Genomic DNA, 19,104 nt, shown 5'->3' on the forward strand with positions numbered 1-19,104 from the left:
GAACACCATGAAAAAACTCGCTCTATTAGCTTTTACTTTATTTAGTGCGTGGAATATGGATGCTAAAACGATTACCGGACCAGTGGATTATGTCAGTCCGCTGGTAGGTACTCAGTCCAAGCACGCCTTATCTACCGGAAACACTTATCCCGCTATCGCCCTTCCCTGGGGAATGAACTTTTGGGTTCCCCAGACCGGAAAAATGGGGGATGGCTGGGCATATACCTATGATGCCGATAAAATCAGAGGTTTTAAACAAACCCACCAGCCCAGCCCCTGGATCAATGATTACGGTCAGTTCTCCATCATGCCGATTACCGGTAAAGCCGTTTTCGATCAGGATCAGCGTGCCAGCTGGTTCTCGCATAAAGCAGAAACGGCTACTCCTTACTATTACAAAGTATACCTTGCCGACCATGATGTAGTAACCGAGATTGCTCCGACAGAAAGAGCGGCAGCATTCCGCTTCACTTTCCCTGAGAACGATCACTCTTATGTGGTTGTAGATGCTTTCGACAACGGTTCGTTTGTGAAAGTCATCCCTTCGGAAAACAAGATTATCGGTTATACGACCAAGAACAGCGGCGGTGTTCCCGCAAACTTCAAGAATTACTTCGTACTGGAGTTTGACAAGCCTTTTACTTATACGGCAGCTGTTGCCAATGGTAACATCGATACCAATAAACTGGAAGCCAACGATAAGCATGTCGGCGCATTGATCGGCTTTAAAACCCGTAAAGGCGAACAGGTAAATGTACGTGTAGCTTCTTCTTTCATCAGCCCCGAACAGGCGGAACTGAACTTGAAAGAGTTGGGCAAAGATAACATAGACCAGATTGCGGCAAAAGGCCGTAAGGTGTGGAACGACGTTTTGGGACGCATCGAAGTGGAAGATGATGATATCGACCATTTGCGTACTTTCTACTCCTGCCTGTATCGTTCGGTACTTTTCCCCAGAAGCTTCTACGAAATAGATGCGAAAGGAGATATCGTTCACTACAGTCCTTATAATGGTGAAATACTTCCCGGTTATATGTTTACCGATACCGGTTTCTGGGATACGTTCCGTTGTCTTTTCCCTTTCCTGAACCTGATGTATCCGTCTATGAACATGAAGATGCAGGAAGGATTGGTAAATACCTACAAAGAAAGCGGCTTCCTGCCGGAATGGGCAAGCCCGGGACACAGAGGCTGTATGGTTGGCAACAACTCGGCTTCGGTAGTTGCTGATGCTTACCTGAAAGGTCTGAAAGGATATGATATCGAAACTCTTTGGGAAGCTGTAAAGCACGGAGCTAATGCGGTACATCCGCAGGTTTCTTCTACCGGACGTCTGGGCTATGACTACTACAATAAGCTCGGTTATGTTCCTTACAACGTAGGCATCAATGAAAATGCAGCCCGCACACTGGAGTATGCTTATAATGACTGGTGTATCTATCAGCTGGGTAAGGCCTTGAACAAGCCTAAAAAGGAAATTGAGATCTTTGCAAAGAGAGCCATGAACTATAAGAATCTGTATGATCCCGAACATAAACTGATGCGCGGCAAGAATGAGGATGGCAAATTCCAGTCTCCGTTCAACCCGTTGAAGTGGGGAGACGCTTTCACCGAAGGAAACAGCTGGCATTATACCTGGTCCGTATTCCATGATCCTCAGGGATTGATCGACCTGATGGGCGGAAAAGACGGCTTCAACCAGATGATGGACTCTGTATTTATCCTGCCTCCTGTCTTTGACGACAGCTATTATGGCGGTGTCATCCACGAAATCCGTGAGATGCAGATTATGAATATGGGTAACTATGCACACGGTAATCAGCCAATCCAGCATATGCTGTATATGTACAACTACTCCGGTCAGCCGTGGAAAGCGCAGCACTGGATTCGTGAAGTGATGGATAAGCTTTATACTCCTGCTCCCGACGGTTATTGTGGTGATGAGGACAACGGCCAGACTTCTGCGTGGTATGTGTTCTCTGCTATGGGCTTCTATCCGGTATGTCCGGGTACGGATGAGTATATTCTCGGTACTCCTTACTTCAAACAGATGAAGCTGCATCTTGAAAATGGAAAGACAGTAACCATCTCCGCTCCAAATAACGGAGACGACAAACGTTATATCTCTTCCATGACCTTGAACGGCAAAGACCATACAAAGAACTACGTGACTCATGAGGACCTTATGAACGGTGCTTCCATCACTTTCAAGATGGATTCCAAACCCAATGAGCAGCGTGGTACCAAAGAAACCGATTTCCCTTATTCTTTCTCCAACGAATTTAAAAAGAAAAAGTAATTTATGAAGAAGCAAGTAAAATATATCAGTGCGGGTATGCTGGCAGGCATGCTCCTTTGTGGCGGTCAGATGCAGGCTGCAAATACGATGTCCGGAATGCATGTATGTGTGACGGACGCTATTCAGAAAGACAATCGTCCGGAAGTTTCCAAACGTCTTTTCCGTTCGAATGCGGTAGAAAAGGAAATCATTCGTGTGCAGAAACTTCTGAAAAACGAGAAACTGGCATGGATGTTCGCAAACTGTTTCCCCAATACCATCGACACTACCGTACACTTCCGCAAAGGCGCGGATGGCAAACCGGACACATTCGTTTATACGGGCGACATTCACGCAATGTGGCTTCGTGACTCGGGTGCGCAGGTATGGCCGTATGTGCAGTTGGCAAACTCCGATCCCGAACTGAAAGAGATGCTGGCAGGTGTTATCCTCCGCCAGTTCAAATGTATCAATATCGATCCGTATGCAAACGCATTTAATGACGGTGCCGTTGAAGACAATCACTGGATGAGCGACCTGACCGATATGAAGCCGGAACTGCACGAACGTAAATGGGAAATCGATTCACTTTGCTACCCGCTGCGTCTGGCTTATCACTACTGGAAAACAACCGGAGATGCCAGTATCTTTTCAGAAGAATGGATTCAGGCTATCACCAATGTGCTGAAAACATTCAAGGAACAACAACGCAAAGACGGAGTTGGCCCGTATAAATTCCAGCGTAAGACAGAACGTGCATTGGATACATTGAATAATGACGGACTCGGAGCACCAGTAAAGCCTGTCGGGCTGATTGTGTCCTGCTTCCGTCCTTCGGATGATGCAACGACTCTTCAATATCTGGTACCTTCCAACTTCTTCGCCGTATCTTCTTTGCGTAAGGCAGCCGAGATTTTGGAAGCGGTAAACAAGAAAACAGCTTTGGCTAAGGAATGCAAAGACTTGGCTAAAGAAGTGGAAACAGCTCTGAAGAAATATGCAGTATACAACCACCCGAAATATGGTAAAATCTATGCATTCGAGGTAGACGGCTTCGGAAATCACTTCCTGATGGATGATGCCAATGTACCGAGCCTGCTTGCCATGCCTTATCTGGGTGATGTAGATGTAAACGATCCTATCTATCAGAATACCCGTAAATTCGTGTGGAGCGAAGACAATCCTTACTTCTTCAAAGGCAAGGCAGGCGAAGGTATCGGCGGACCGCATATCGGTTATGATATGGTGTGGCCGATGAGTATCATGATGAAAGCCTTCACCAGCAAGGATGATGCGGAAATCAAAACCTGTATCAAAATGCTGATGGATACCGATGCCGGAACAGGCTTTATGCACGAATCTTTCCACAAAGACGATCCGAAGAACTTTACCCGTGCCTGGTTTGCTTGGCAGAATACGCTTTTCGGAGAACTGATTCTTAAGTTAGTCAACGAAGGCAAAGTAGATTTATTGAATAGTATCAATTAATAGAATACCATGAAAAAGTTATGTGTATGGGCAGTTGCCGCCCTCTTAATGGCAGCTTGTACACCGAAAGCCGAGAAAACAACGGATTCCGGTTTATTGCAAAGTAACTTCCAGATGGAAGTGGATGGAAAGAAAACAGATTTGTATACCTTGCGCAACAAGAACAACATGGAAGTTTGTGTAACGAACTTCGGTGGTCGTATCGTTTCAGTGATGGTACCCGACAAGGACGGACAGATGCGTGATGTAGTGCTCGGCTTCGATTCGATTCAGGATTATGTCAGCAAGCCTTCGGACTTCGGAGCAAGTATCGGCCGTTATGCTAACCGTATCAACCAAGGTCGATTTACTTTGGACGGTACTGAGTATCAGTTGCCTCAGAATAATTACGGTCACTGCCTGCATGGCGGTCCGCAAGGATTCCAGTACCGTGTGTTTGATGCCGTTCAGCCGAATCCGCAAGAACTGGAATTGACTTACACGGCAGAAGATGGCGAAGAAGGTTTTCCGGGAAATATCATTTGTAAAGTGTTGATGAAGCTGACAGACGATAATGCGATCGATATCCGTTACGAAGCGGAAACCGACAAGCCGACCATTGTGAATATGACCAACCACTCTTACTTCAATCTTGACGGAGACGCAGCCCGTAATGAGGCGCATCTGCTGACAATTGATGCTGACTATTATACTCCGGTAGACAGTACCTTCATGACTACAGGCGAGATCGCTCCGGTTGAAGGAACTCCGATGGACTTCCGCACTCCGACTCCGGTAGGCGCACGTATCAACGACTACGATTTCGTACAGTTGAAGAATGGTAACGGTTACGATCACAACTGGGTATTGAATACCAAGGGCGATGTTACCCGTAAGTGTGCTACTCTCGAATCACCGCTGACTGGTATCGTACTCGATGTATATACTAACGAACCGGGTATTCAGGTATATGCAGGAAACTTCCTGGATGGTTCGTTGACCGGAAAGAAAGGTATCACTTACAACCAGCGTGCTTCCGTATGTCTCGAAACTCAGAAGTATCCCGATACTCCGAACAAACCGGAATGGCCTTCGGCAGTACTTCGTCCGGGTGAGAAATATATGAGTCAGTGTATCTTTAAGTTCTCTGTAGACAAGAATTAAAGATAAGTTATATCATTAGTTAACCCTATCCTGTCATTCAGAGCGTAGCGAAGAGTGACGGGATGATACTATTTTAGAAGCATGAAAAACAACCGAAGCAGATGGTATGCCCTTCTTTTAGTCGTGTTATCTATCATGACACCGTCAGTTGCACAAAATACAAAGTATGTCAACTTGTTTATTGGTACTTCCGGTGATAACGGACAGGTAGCTCCGGGCGCTGCCGCTCCTTTCGGAATGGTTTGTGTGTGTCCGGACAACGATCCGCGTAGCCATGCCGGTTATGATTATGCAGTGACGAAAGTCTCCGGTATCTCTGTCAACCGCCTCTCCGGAGTGGGATGTAGCGGCGGAGGAGGAAACCTGCGCATTCGTCCGGTAGCTCCTTCACAGGAGTTACATATTAAAAAGTCCCGCGAGAAAGCAACTCCCGGATATTACTCGACAGCTTTTACCAATGGTATCAAAACTGAATTGACAGCGACCAACGCTATGGCGGTGGAACGCTATAAATTTCCCCGAAGCCTTTCCGCAGCCCTTTGGATAGACTTCGCCTCTACGTTTGAAGACGTAGCTACCTGCCATTACAAACGTATATCGGAGACTTGTATCGAAGGCTATGTACAGGCAAGGAATGTCTGCGGACATGGACGCTACAAACTCTATTTCTCCTTAAATACCAGCCATCCTTTCCAGTTGGAAGAGCAAAAAGAGACGACTGCCTGCCTTACCTTTGGCAAAAAGGTACGTTCGGTGGAAGTCCGTATCGGACTGTCAGCGTTAAGTTCCGAACTGGCGAGCTGGGAATGTGCTCGTTGGGAAAAGATGGACTTCGAAGATGTGAAATCCCGGACCGCTGATCAGTGGGAAAAGCAACTGTCGGCTATCGACGTCAAAGGAGGCAAGAAAGATGACAGGGTCATTTTCTATACTTCCCTGTATCGTACTTACCTGAGTCCGGCAGATGTCAGTTCTCCGGACGGAGCTTATCTGGGTACGGATGGAAAAGTGTATATCTCAGAAGACTTCCGATATTACAGTAACTGGTCGTTATGGGATACCTTCCGCACTAAATTCCCTTTGTTGGTACTGACCGAACCTGCGAAGATGCGGGATATGGCGACTTCCCTGATTCATCTGTATGCAACGGGAAAGAAAGACTGGTCCACCGGATTCGAGTCTACCCCGACAGTACGTACGGAACATGCCGTGATTCTTTTGTTGGACGCTTACCGGAAAGGAATTACCAACCTTGATTTCCGTAAAGGATACGCTGGTATGAAGCAGGAAATGGAGCGGCTGCCCATGCGTTCGCCCGACCAGAAGATGGAATCGGCATATGACTTGTGGGCAATGGCAAGGATAGCGGAAATCATCGGTGAAAAGGCGGATTCCGAACAATACCGGCAACGATCGGTCTCTCTCTTTGAAGAAACATGGAAGAAGGAATTTATGAATGTGACTCCCGCTTTTGAAGTGATGAAGAACAACGGACTCTATCAGGGAACCCGTTGGCAGTACCGATGGGCTGCTCCACAATACATTGATAAAATGATAGAATGGGTAGGGCAGGACTCTCTTCGTTCGCAACTTACCTATTTCTTCGACCATCACCTTTATAATCAGGGAAACGAACCGGATATCCATGTTCCTTACCTGTTCAACCGACTTGGGGCACCGGAGAAAACCCAGCAGATAGTACGCAGTCTGATGACCGAACCGATGATCCATAAATATGGAGGCAACTCGGAATTTAAGACTCCTTATCTGGGTAAAGCATTCAAGAATGCCCCCGAAGGGTATAGTCCCGAAATGGACGAAGACGACGGTACGATGAGTGCCTGGTACGTGTTCGGTGCAATGGGTTTCTATCCTCTGCTTGTGGGAGATGAATACTATGATCTGACCTCTCCGCTTTTCGACAGGGTACTGTTGCGGTTGACGAATGGAAACGTACTTACTATTCAGACAGAAGGACGAAAAAAGAAAGACGCACCGATCAAAAGTATCCATTTCAACGGGAAAAAGATTGATGATTACCGTATATCTCACAATGAACTGATAAAAGGCGGAGAATTGATTTATAATTATAAATAAACCGAATTAAAACAAGGCTGACTAAAAAGTCGGTAGTATCTAAAACTCCCCTCCTTCGGGAAGGAGGGGTGGCAAAGCCGGGGTGGTAGGTGAATGCATAGTTCGCTGTAATATAGAAAGTTATAATTTACTTACCACCTCCCCCTTACGGGTACTCCTCCTTCCCGAAGGAGGAGATTGGAGAAACTACCGACTCTTAAGTCATCCCCCAAAAAAATATTCAAAATGAAACAGAAACGATCTTTTAAAATAGGTGTTGCGGGTACGCTGCTAACTGTCGGGTTACTGACAGCAGCTTTTACTACACGCACTGCCAGTGAGTCTGTAAGGGTGATGGACCGCCCCGACACAGAATCGACGAATGTGAATTATGTGAGCTATCGGGCTCCGCTCCGTCCGTTGAATTTTATTAAGCTGCCTGTCGGCAGCATTCAGCCGGAAGGCTGGGTAAAGAAGTACCTCGAACTACAACGTGACGGGTTGACCGGACATTTGGGAGAAATCAGTGCCTGGCTGGAGAAAGATAATAACGCCTGGCTGACAACCGGTGGTGATCATGGCTGGGAAGAAGTACCTTACTGGCTGAAAGGTTATGGCAACCTTGCCTATATCCTGAATGACCCGAAGATGATTGCGGAAACAAAAACATGGATTGAAGGTGTATTTGCCAGTTGCCAGCCCGATGGATACTTCGGTCCTGTCAACGAACGGAACGGCAAGCGTGAATTGTGGGCACAGATGATCATGCTCTGGTGTCTGCAATCTTATTATGAATATTCTCAGGATCAACGGGTTATTGACCTGATGACGAACTACTTCAAATGGCAGATGACTGTCCCCGACGATAAGCTTCTGGAAGACTATTGGGAAAACAGCCGTGGCGGTGACAACATCATCAGTATCTATTGGCTTTATAATCATACCGGAGATGCCTTCCTGCTGGACCTTGCCAAGAAGATTCACCGCAACACAGCCGACTGGACAAAATCAACTTCCCTGCCCAACTGGCACAATGTGAACATCGCCCAGTGTTTCCGCGAACCTGCCACTTATTATATGCAGACCGGAGATTCCGCTATGCTCAAAGCCTCTTATAATGTACATCATTTGATCCGTCGTACTTTTGGCCAGGTTCCGGGCGGTATGTTCGGTGCCGACGAGAATGCCCGTCTGGGATATATCGATCCTCGTCAGGGAGTGGAAACCTGCGGACTGGTGGAACAGATGGCTTCCGATGAGATCATGCTCTGTATGACAGGTGACCCGATGTGGGCTGAGCATTGCGAAGAAGTAGCTTTCAACTCTTATCCTGCCGCTGTGATGCCGGACTTCAAGGCTTTGCGCTACATCACTTGTCCGAATCATACTGTCAGTGACTCAAAGAACCATCATCCGGGTATTGACAACCGTGGTCCGTTCCTTTCCATGAATCCGTTCAGCAGCCGTTGCTGTCAGCATAACCATGCACAAGGCTGGCCTTATTTCTCGGAACATCTGATATTGGCAACTCCCGACAACGGTATTGCCGCTGCCATCTATGCTGCTTGCAAAGCAAAGATCAAAGTGGGTAATGGAAAAGAAATCGTCCTTCACGAAGAGACTAACTATCCTTTTGAAGAAGGTATCAAATTCACCGTTTCTACCGATGAAAAGGTCGATTTTCCGTTCTACCTCCGCATTCCTTCATGGACTGAAGGAGCCGAAGTGCGTGTCAACGGAAAGAAGATCAGTGTGAAGCCTGTATCCGGTAAATACCTTTGTATCGAACGCGAATGGGCGGATGGTGATAAAGTAGAAATGACTCTTCCGATGTCTTTGTCCATGCGTACGTGGCAAGTCAATAAGAACAGTGTAAGTGTGGATTATGGTCCGTTGACTTTATCTCTGAAGATTGACGAGAAATATATAGAAAAAGACAGTCGTGAAACGGCTATCGGTGACTCCAAATGGCAGAAAGGTGCTGACCCGAAGAAGTGGCCTACTACTGAAATCTATGCTAACAGTCCCTGGAACTATTCGTTGGTATTGGATAAGAAAGAGCCTTTGAAGAACTTCAAAGTCGTTCGTAAGTCCTGGCCTGCTGATAACTTCCCGTTCACGGTGGCCAATGTGCCTTTGGAAGTGAAAGCTACCGGCCGGATGATCCCCGAATGGCAGATTGACGAAACCGGACTTTGCGGTGTATTGCCCGAAGAAGATGCGGTGAAAGGCGCTAAAGAAGAGATCACATTGATTCCGATGGGAGCGGCCCGGTTGAGAATATCGGCTTTCCCGAATACAAAGGAGTAGCTGGTGATGGAATCAGTTTACTTGAATTTGCTATAAGATAAATCATTTTGATTTAGAAAGATATAAGTGTTTATGATTGCATCATTGGCGAAATGACTGATTTGTGCTATTATTTGGAAAGAATGTTGCCTCCAAACTATCAGAATTTCGCCAATTTTGCAATCTAAATAAAAGATGTTCGTTGAACTAATTTATAATAATACTTATATCAACCATGAAGAATTTAGCATTATGGGCTGTTTCTGCCCTTTTTGTAGCTGCTTGTACCCCGAAAGCCGAGCAACCAACCGACTCCGGCCTGTTAAGAACTAACTTCCAGACTGAAGTAGGTGGTAAGAAAACCGATCTGTACACCCTTCGTAACAAGAACAACATGGAAGTTTGTGTGACGAATTTCGGTGGACGCATTGTTTCTGTGATGGTCCCCGATAAAGACGGTAAGATGCAGGATGTAGTTTTAGGTTTCGATTCTATTCAGGATTATATCAGCAAACCTTCTGATTTTGGTGCCAGCATCGGTCGTTACGCAAACCGTATCAATCAAGGTCGATTCACATTGGACAGCATTGAATATCAGTTGCCTCAGAATAATTACGGTCATTGCCTGCATGGCGGTCCCAATGGATTCCAGTATCGTGTGTTTGACGCTGTACAACCGAATCCGCAAGAAGTGGAACTGACTTATGTCGCTGCGGATGGCGAAGAAGGTTTCCCGGGTAACATTACCTGTAAAGTCCTGATGAAACTGACAGACGATAATGCAATCGATATCCGCTATGAAGCAGAAACGGATAAGCCGACTATCGTAAATATGACCAACCATTCTTATTTTAACCTTGACGGTGATGCGGCAAATAATGCAGATCATCTGCTGATGGTGGATGCCGATTATTATACTCCGGTAGACAGCACATTCATGACAACCGGCGAGATTGTTCCGGTAGAAGGTACTCCGATGGATTTCCGCACTCCGACTCCGGTAGGTGCACGCATTAACGACTACGATTTTGTACAATTGAAGAATGGAAATGGTTATGACCATAACTGGGTATTGAATGCCAAAGGGGATATTTCCCGTAAATGTGCTTCACTCGAATCTCCCAAAACGGGTATCGTACTGGATGTATATACCAACGAACCGGGTGTTCAGGTATATGCCGGCAACTTCCTGGATGGTTCTCTGACAGGAAAGAAAGGTATCACATATAATCAGCGTGCTTCCGTATGTCTTGAAACTCAGAAGTATCCGGATACTCCGAACAAACCGGAATGGCCTTCGGCTGTGCTTCGCCCGGGAGAAAAATACATGAGTCAGTGTATCTTTAAATTTTCTGTAGATAAGGAATAATCTGCTCGCTCCCAAGAAATAAAAAAAATATTTTAGTCTCACGGTCTCACTGTCTTTCTGTAAAGATCAGATAACTAGATGAATAATGAATGAGAGATACCTTCGGAGCAGGGTGTCTCTCATCGTTTTATCCCATAATATGCTCCCAAACAGTGTATCTCTCATCCTTTTTTAAGTTGTCTCTCATCATTCTTTCTGCTACAGACTACAGCTGTATTGATTTTACTCTGCCTATCATTTGTATGTTGTGACACTTATGTCCTTAGCATATCTCCCTTACATTCTTATATTATCTTACCGACATCTTCATCGTTCCACCCGGGTGAACTGATCATTGCACCCAGGTAAACCGATCGTGTCACAGACGTAGACAGTTCGTTCTACCCGGGTGGAACGATGAAGATGTCCCTACGAAAATCTGATAACAATAGGTGAAAATCAGGTGATTATAGGGTTGCTTGGACGAAGAGAAGCAGTAAGTCAGACAATAATTGCCGCAGTTTATAATTATGTCCGTTATTTGTTTGTATTCTAATAATAATTAGAGTATATTTGTAAGAATGTATAACACAATGAAGTTAACTTGACTTCATCAACAAAACTATTATATGATGAAAAAAATCCTTTTCTTAATGGTGATCTGCGTAGCCACATCGCTTACTTCTATTTTACCGGCTTCGGCTCAGAATTCAGACCAGACTGACGAGTACAAAACTTTACTAAAAAAGATCATGACGCTTTCCGGCAGTTCGGCATCCTCTGAAGCTATAATGTCTCAATTGATGGCGAGTATGAAAAATGGGCCTTTCCAACAAGATGAGGCTTATTGGAAAGATTTTGCTTCAAAATGGACACGGAAGATTGAAGATAAAGTCATGGAAGTATATGCTCCTATTTACCAGCAACACATGACACTGGATGAACTGAAAAAAGTGGTTGCTTTTTATGAATCTCCTGCGGGAAGAAAACTTGGGGAGACTGCAACTGCTGTTGCAACTGAATCAATGCCGATGATACAGCAACTGTCAATGGAAATGGTGCAGGAAATGATGCCGAAGCTTCAGAAATCAAGAGAGTTGGTAAGGGATGACGCTGCCGAACAGGCCAAGGCACGCGATCAAAAGTTATTTGATGCGGCTTATACAGCTCCTAAAGATAGCATAGAGATCGTTGCCGATAGAACCTATGAGCATGGCATGGGTACAAAGCCTTTATTGCATTCTATTGAAAGAAGGAAAGATGATACTAAAGTTACGTTCCTGCAACCCATCTATTTCGACTGGCAATGGCTGTACTATAGCCCGGGATTTAAAATAGTAGATAAGAAAACCGGTGATGAATACATGGTGAGAGGATATGATGGTGGAGCACCTATGGATAAGTTGATGATTATTAAAGGTTGCAATCGTAAATACATATATGTCAGCTTGTTGTTCCCCAAATTGAAAAAGAACGTGAAGGAAATCGATATAATAGAGGCGCTGACTGATAAAGAGGAGTTGCCTTCCAATGATGACGGTAAAGCTAAGTCTTATTTTGATGTAAAAGTGGACGATTATTTGGTACTTTCCAGAGAAAACAAGAAAGTCTATTATTGATTGGACAGATTTATCTATCATTGAAAATGAATATAACTATAAAAAAACACAATGGTTTGGATCATAACCATTGTGTTGATGTCCATTGATATATGTATAGTATTCATGGACCCTTTGGAACGGCAATATGATTTGACGCAAGTCGTAATAGCTTGGTATCTTGTAACGTTGCTGCTTGACTTCCTTTTTCGTCATAATAAAATATACAAAGAGATAAGAATATTGGTATACATTATTTTTCTTGCTCTTCTATGTTGGTTGTTTCCGACATAAAAAAAATAATAAATAATATTTTATATTTAACAAAATCAGATTTTAATGTTATGGTAAAAATAAGAAAGAACCCTGTTATTTAGCTAGGAATGGTCTTAATAAGTGTTGTTATTGTGACCTCTGGATGTAGTTCTAACAAAATTTCTAAGAACCATAGTAAGACTATAAATTCTTATGAGGATGTGCGGGATCATCTGGAAATTAGTAAAAAAGAACGTGCGTTGGTTGATTCTATTACAAATTTGGATGAGTTTATAGTATTTACTGATTTATGCCAGAAATATCTCGAAAAGAAGAAATCATTAAATAAGGATGAAGATATTGAGAAGACAAAAGAATTTAATGACTATGCAAAAGCATATTCAACTATCTTTGGTATTTTGGATACAGCGGGATTAAGTGTTAATGCGTCTGTAGCTGTATTTGACAAAGCATTCAAATTAAGAAAGTAATAGTAATAACTGGCCTGAAAATTGTTTATGTTCTGATATAGAAGTAATATATTCAGAATAAATAATAACAGATTGTATGTCAATGATTTATTTAGATTTGTTAGACGGACTAAAGCTTTAGTCCGTCTAACAAATCTAAATAAATCCCGATAGCCTCTTCTATCTCTTTCAGCATAATATACTCTTCAGCTGTATGTGAACGTGAAGAGCGTCCCGGACCGATCTTTACCGACGCAAAGGACATCAATGCCTGATCTGACAAAGTCGGGGAACCGAAAGGTACACGTCCCATCTTCACCGCTTTCTGTACGAACGGATGTTTCTCATCAATTCGTGAAGAGTTGAGGCGGAACGAACGGGCTTTCGCATCGCAGGCTATATGCTTTCTGATCTCTGCAAATAAATCTTCGTTGGAGTAAAGTTCATTGCTTCGGATATCGACAACAAATGTACATTTATCGGGAACTACATTGTGCTGAGTGCCCGCATTGATGACCGTAACGCTCATTTTTACCGGCCCGAGCAAAGGCGATTCTTTCTCGAAACGATAATCACGGAACCAAGCGATATCGTTCAATACCTTATAAATGGCATTATCTCCTTCATCGCGTGCGGCATGTCCGGCTTTTCCCGTAGCAGTTACATCCAGTACCATCAACCCCTTTTCGGCAATGGCAGGTTGCATTTCCGTAGGTTCGCCTACGATAGCGAATGAAACAGGGGGTAACCCCGGCAATACACTTTCAATTCCATCCTTACCCGAAACTTCTTCTTCGCAGGAAGCAAGGTAGATGAGATTGTAATTTTGAGAAGTGCGACATAGTTGCAGGAACACCTGTAAGAGTGAGACAACACTGGCTCCGGCGTCGTTACTGCCCAATCCGTATAATTTCCCGTTTTCCTCGCGGGGCGTGAAAGGGTCTTTGCGCCAGCCATTTACGGGTTTAACCGTGTCGATATGAGAATTGAGCAGGATTGTCGGCTTTTTAAGGTCGAACATAGGGCTGAGGCACCAAACATTGTTTCCCTTGCGCCCGGTCTGCATCCCTTCGGCTTCGATATAATTTTGCAGGAAATCAGCTGCTTGCGTCTCTTCCCGACTGATGGACGGAATGCTGATTAGTGATTTCAACAGGCTTACAGCTTCGGCTGTCATGGTTGGAATATCGTATTTCATATACAAACTTGTTAATTTAGAGCTTAATATTTGCACAAAGATACTCGTTTTGCGCAATAGTTTCAAATAAAACTAATACCTTTGTACCATATTTATCAATACAAAGAGTATGACTTATCATCATTTATCTGTCTTGGTCCATCGTCAGGCTGAAAAGTATGGCGACAGGGTAGCCTTGAGATATCGCGACTATGAGACAGCACAATGGATTCCGATTACCTGGAATCAATTCTCCGGAACTGTACGACAGGCTGCTAATGCTTTCGTTGCGCTAGGAGTGGAGGAACAAGAGAATATCGGTATTTTTTCACAGAATAAACCTGAATGGTTCTATGTCGATTTCGGCGCATTTGCCAATCGTGGGGTTACTATTCCGTTCTATGCAACGAGTTCACCCGCACAGGCACAATACATTATCAACGATGCGCAAATCCGTTATCTTTTTGTAGGCGAACAGTATCAGTATGATTCTGCATTCAGCATCTTCGGCTTTTGTTCCTCGTTACAACAACTGATTATTTTCGACCGTTCGGTAGTAAAAGACCCGCGTGATGTCTCCTCCATCTATTTTGATGAGTTTATGGCAATGGGCGAAGGATTGCCGCATAATGAGGTGGTGGAAGAACGTACCGCACGTGCTTCTTACGATGATCTGGCTAACATCCTTTATACTTCCGGTACGACGGGGGAACCCAAAGGAGTAATGTTGCATCATTCGTGCTATCTGGAGCAGTTCCATACGCATGACGAGCGTCTGACGACAATGACCGACAAGGATGTTTCTATGAACTTCCTTCCGTTGACACACGTATTCGAGAAGGCATGGTGCTATCTTTGTATTCATAAAGGAGTACAGATCTGCATCAATCTTCGTCCGGCAGATATCCAGACAACCATTAAAGAAATTTGCCCGACACTGATGTGCAGCGTACCCCGTTTCTGGGAAAAGGTATATGCCGGTGTACAGGAGAAGATCAATGAAACGACAGGATTGAAGAAGGCGCTGATGCTGGATGCCATCAAAGTTGGCAGAATCCATAATCTGGATTATCTCCGGTTGGGAAAGACCCCTCCGGTGATGAATCAACTGAAATATAAGTTCTATGAGAAGACTATTTATTCTTTGCTGAAGAAGACGATCGGTATTGAGAATGGAAATTTCTTCCCGACAGCCGGTGCAGCCGTGCCCGATGAAATCAATGAATTTGTTCATTCGGTAGGAATCAACATGGTGGTCGGCTATGGACTGACAGAGTCTACGGCTACGGTATCATGTACTTTGCCGGTAGGTTATGATATCGGTTCGGTAGGTGTGGTATTGCCGGGACTGGAAGTGAAGATAGGCGAAGACAATGAAATCCTGCTCCGTGGAAAAAGTATAACCAAAGGATATTATAAAAAAGCGGAGGCTACTGCCGCTGCTATCGATGCTGACGGCTGGTTCCATACAGGCGATGCAGGTTATTTCAAGAATGGGCAGTTATTCCTGACAGAGCGCATTAAGGATTTGTTTAAGACATCGAATGGTAAATATATTGCTCCGCAAGCATTGGAAACCAAACTGGTGATAGACCGTTATATTGACCAGATCGCTATTATCGCAGATCAGCGGAAGTTTGTTTCTGCCTTGATCGTTCCGATGTACGGGTTTGTCAAGGACTATGCGAAGGAGAAAGGAATCGAATACAAAGATATGGCCGAACTGTTGCAGCATCCAAAGATTGTCGGTCTGTTCCGTGCACGGATAGAGACCTTGCAACAGCAATTTGCGCATTATGAACAGATCAAACGTTTCACATTACTTCCTGAACCTTTCAGCATGGAGCGTGGAGAATTGACTAATACATTGAAGTTGAAACGCTCAGTGGTATCTGAAAACTATAAAGAACTGATTGAGAAGATGTACGAAGAGTAATGGAAAATACTCGGGGATAAGAGGCTGTCTAAAAAGTCGGTAGTAACGACTTTTTAGACAGCCTCTTTGTTTTTTCTGTATCGTTTGGTTTTAGTAACCGAAGATTTGTTCCTGAGTGAGTTCTTCGATAGGGCCTACTGCTTTCAGCTTATTCATATCAAGGTCTTTCTTGTCTCCCAAGATGCAATAAACATATGTGCGTCCTTTCACCCATTCCTTTTGGAAATCAACGATATCTTTCAGTGTCATAGTCTGCACGTCATTATAGAGTTTGATGCGTGGATCTACGCTTTGTCCCAAATCCTGTGCATTGATATAAGTCCAGATAATATCGCTTTTGATGATGCGGTCGGTACGCATGCGGTTGATTAATCCTTCTTTTGCCAATTTGAAGGCTGCTTCGGATTCCGGCATATTGTTGATAATATCGTTGAACGTATTGACGGCATCAATCATCTTGTCATTCTGAGTTGCAATCTGGGTACGTATCGTATATGGATACTTCAGATAGCTTGGCGGCATTATGCCGGCCCATGCGGAATAAGCCAGTCCACGTGTTTCACGCATTTCCTGGAAGACGATGGAGTTCATGCCTCCGCCGAAATATTCGTTATATAATTCGCGGGTAGGTTCGATAGCCGGATCATATTTCTTATCAAGATTGGAAACTTGCGCCATATAAATCTGTTTGGCTTCGTAAGGAGCTACCAGCACTTTGGTCGCCGGAGTTTCAAGATAAGAGTATTCGTTTCCTGCAGGAATATCTTTCAGAGTAGCCGGTACCTGGTGGTATTGATCGATGGTAGCCAGCAGGTCTTTGCTGCTGCTAGGGCCATAATACAGGATACGATGTTTGTAGTTGTTCTGATTATGAATCCGGTCAACCAGTTCCTGTGGATTCATGCTGGCGAGCTCTGCTTCCGTCAGTAAATTGGTGGCGGGAGACTTCGGACCGTACATCGCATAATTCATCAGGCGGGAGAAGTTCTGTCCTTGATTCAGTTTGGCATCTGCACGGGCTTTCAGTATATCTCCGACCAGATTGTCGTAAGCTTCCTTATTTACTTGTGCGTCCGCCAGTAACTTTTCGAATAGTTGCATGGCAGCCGGCATATTCTCATTCAGACCGGAAAGAACCACGTAGGTGCGTTCGTTGCCCGGAGAAACGTAGAAAGTGCAGGCCAGACGATAGAACTCGCTCTTCAGTTCTTCCGGTGTCATGTCGGAAGTGCCCAGATATTCAAGGTAGTCGAAAGCCGTTCCCAATGCCTTGTCGTTGTTGTTACCCATATCGAATACGTAGATCAGTTGGAAGAGATCGTTGGTGGTATTCTGTTTGTAGAGTACCGGAATATCGGATTTCGCTGTCAGCTGGCTCATATCTTTCTTGAAGTCGAGGAATACGGGCTCGATGGGCTTTACTGCATTCTCCTGTATGGAGGTAAGGAATGGACTTGCCACATCCCGGTTGGATACGATGGGAGTAATCTCCGGTTTTGTCATCTTCTTCTCGTTCGGGTCCTTGCCTTGTTTCTTGTAGACAACGGCATAATTATCCTCCTTCAGATATTTATCGGCAAAGGCTACGATATCCTCTTTGGTCAGTTTAGCCATGCGGTCGATGGCGGTTACTTCGTCCTTCCAGTTTGTTCCGTTAATAAATGAGTTGACGAATATGTCGGCACGTCCTTCATTGCTTTCCATGCTCTGGAGTTCGTAGAGCTTGAAGTTGTTGATATTGGCTTGCAGCATCTTCTCATCGAACTCTCCGGCACGAAGTTTCTTTATTTCGTTCAGCAAGAGATCCTTGACTTCTTCCAGCGTTTGTCCCTGTTTGGGAAGTCCGCCCAATATGAAGGCTGAGTAATCTGCCAGTCCCATCGGGTAACCGTAGCTGTTCAGCACCTTCTGCTGCTGGTTCAGATCAAGGTCGATGAGTCCTGCCTTTCCATTGTATAATACTTGCGAAACAACTTGCAGAACCTCGAAATCCTTGCTGGCCAATCCGGGGAATCTCCATGCCAGTGCAACGCTTTCCGCATCAGGACCTAATACCTCTTTAACTACAGGTGCGGTGATCGGATCTTCTTTCGGCAGATTCAGTTTGGGAAGTTCCGGATTCGGCTTCAAGCCTCCGAAGTATTTATCTATCAAGGCAATGGTTTCATCCGGGTCTAAATCTCCGGACATACAGATCGCCATATTATTGGGAACGTACCATTGTTTATAGTAATTCTTGATATTGGTGATGGAAGGGTTCTTCAGATTCTCCTGTGTACCCAATACGGTTTGTGTTCCATAAGGATGCTTGGGGAAGAGAGAGGAGAAGATCGCCTCCTGCACTTTGCTGTTGTCCCGGGTCAGAGACATATTTTTTTCTTCGTACACAGCTTCCAGTTCCGTATGGAAACCGCGGATGACATTATTCTCGAAGCGGTCTGCCTGAATCTTTGCCCAGTTCTCTATCTGGTTGGAGGGGATATCCTCCTGATAAACAGTCTGGTCATACCATGTGTAGGCGTTGCTGCCGGAAGAACCGATAGCAGCCATCAGCTTGTCATATTCGTTGGGAATGGCGTATTTGGATGCTTCGTAAGAGAGGCTGTCGATGGTGTGGTAGATCGCTTTGCGCTCTGCTTCGTCCGTCGTCTGGCGGTATATCTCAAATTGCTGTTCAATTTGGTCCAATAGTGGTTTTTCGGCAGCATAATCCTGTGTGCCATACTTGTCGGTACCTTTAAACATCAGGTGTTCAAAGTAGTGTGCCAGTCCGGTCGTTTCTGCCGGGTCGTTCTTTCCGCCCACCCGCACGGCGATGAATGTCTGAATGCGGGGAGTTTCCTTGTTTACGGTGAGGTAAACTTTTAATCCGTTGTCCAGTGTGTAGATGCGGGCTTTCAGCGGGTCATTGGGCACTGTCTCGTAGCTATACTTCTTTTGTGAGCTACAACTGCTCATCACTAATGCAAGGAAGAGCGATAAGCATGAAAGTTTCAGGAGTTTGTTCATATTGTGACAACATTTTAGTGACAGAAACAAAGGTAGC

11 protein-coding genes are annotated in these 19,104 nt (G+C 44.7%); 9 read left to right on the forward strand and 2 right to left on the reverse strand.

The genetic code is table 11. The features are described from left to right. Positions 1-7: 7 nt before the first annotated feature. The 8 genes from ACHLI0_RS15515 to ACHLI0_RS15550 all read left to right on the forward strand — a co-directional run bounded on the left by ACHLI0_RS15515 (position 8) and on the right by ACHLI0_RS15550 (position 12,966). The gene (locus ACHLI0_RS15515) at positions 8-2,299 is read left to right on the forward strand and encodes a GH92 family glycosyl hydrolase (protein ID WP_490749609.1); all 2,292 of its coding nucleotides are present in this window, start codon (positions 8-10) and stop codon (positions 2,297-2,299) included. 48 nt (positions 2,300-2,347) lie between these two features. Further along, positions 2,348-3,766 (forward strand): glycoside hydrolase family 125 protein, encoded by a 1,419-nt coding sequence (locus ACHLI0_RS15520; RefSeq protein ID WP_229101427.1) that lies wholly within the window; start codon positions 2,348-2,350, stop codon positions 3,764-3,766. Positions 3,767-3,775: 9 nt separating this feature from the next. After that, positions 3,776-4,909, forward strand: a complete 1,134-nt coding sequence (locus ACHLI0_RS15525) for an aldose epimerase family protein (RefSeq protein WP_259022165.1) — start codon at positions 3,776-3,778, stop codon at positions 4,907-4,909. Positions 4,910-4,990: 81 nt separating this feature from the next. Beyond that, positions 4,991-7,006, forward strand: a complete 2,016-nt coding sequence (locus tag ACHLI0_RS15530; RefSeq protein WP_490749610.1) for a glycoside hydrolase domain-containing protein — start codon at positions 4,991-4,993, stop codon at positions 7,004-7,006. A 225-nt stretch (positions 7,007-7,231) separates the two neighbouring features. Next, complete coding sequence (locus ACHLI0_RS15535; protein ID WP_414232472.1) at positions 7,232-9,295, forward strand: beta-L-arabinofuranosidase domain-containing protein; 2,064 nt, start codon at positions 7,232-7,234, stop codon at positions 9,293-9,295. A 214-nt stretch (positions 9,296-9,509) separates the two neighbouring features. Continuing rightward, positions 9,510-10,643, forward strand: a complete 1,134-nt coding sequence (locus tag ACHLI0_RS15540; RefSeq protein WP_008762495.1) for an aldose epimerase family protein — start codon at positions 9,510-9,512, stop codon at positions 10,641-10,643. Between the two features lie 608 nt (positions 10,644-11,251). Continuing rightward, a complete protein-coding gene (locus tag ACHLI0_RS15545) occupies positions 11,252-12,241 on the forward strand; it encodes a DUF2059 domain-containing protein (RefSeq protein WP_490749611.1) in 990 nt (329 codons plus the stop codon). 362 nt (positions 12,242-12,603) lie between these two features. After that, entirely contained in the window at positions 12,604-12,966 is a 363-nt protein-coding gene (locus tag ACHLI0_RS15550; protein ID WP_490749612.1) for a hypothetical protein, read from the forward strand. 109 nt (positions 12,967-13,075) lie between these two features. Here ACHLI0_RS15550 and ACHLI0_RS15555 read toward each other — a convergent pair whose 3' ends face one another. Beyond that, positions 13,076-14,143: a M20 family metallo-hydrolase gene (locus tag ACHLI0_RS15555; protein WP_117977614.1), complete on the reverse strand. Its 1,068-nt coding sequence runs from the start codon at positions 14,141-14,143 to the stop codon at positions 13,076-13,078. Between the two features lie 109 nt (positions 14,144-14,252). Here ACHLI0_RS15555 and ACHLI0_RS15560 point away from each other — a divergent pair, with 109 nt between their 5' ends. Continuing rightward, complete coding sequence (locus tag ACHLI0_RS15560; RefSeq protein WP_490749613.1) at positions 14,253-16,058, forward strand: AMP-dependent synthetase/ligase; 1,806 nt, start codon at positions 14,253-14,255, stop codon at positions 16,056-16,058. A gap of 90 nt (positions 16,059-16,148) precedes the next feature. Here the strand turns inward: ACHLI0_RS15560 and ACHLI0_RS15565 are convergent, their stop codons facing one another. Beyond that, positions 16,149-19,067, reverse strand: coding sequence for a M16 family metallopeptidase (locus ACHLI0_RS15565; RefSeq protein ID WP_490749614.1), 2,919 nt, complete (start codon positions 19,065-19,067; stop codon positions 16,149-16,151). Positions 19,068-19,104 lie beyond the last annotated feature (37 nt).

Source organism: Bacteroides sp. RCH18, from assembly GCF_058231005.1.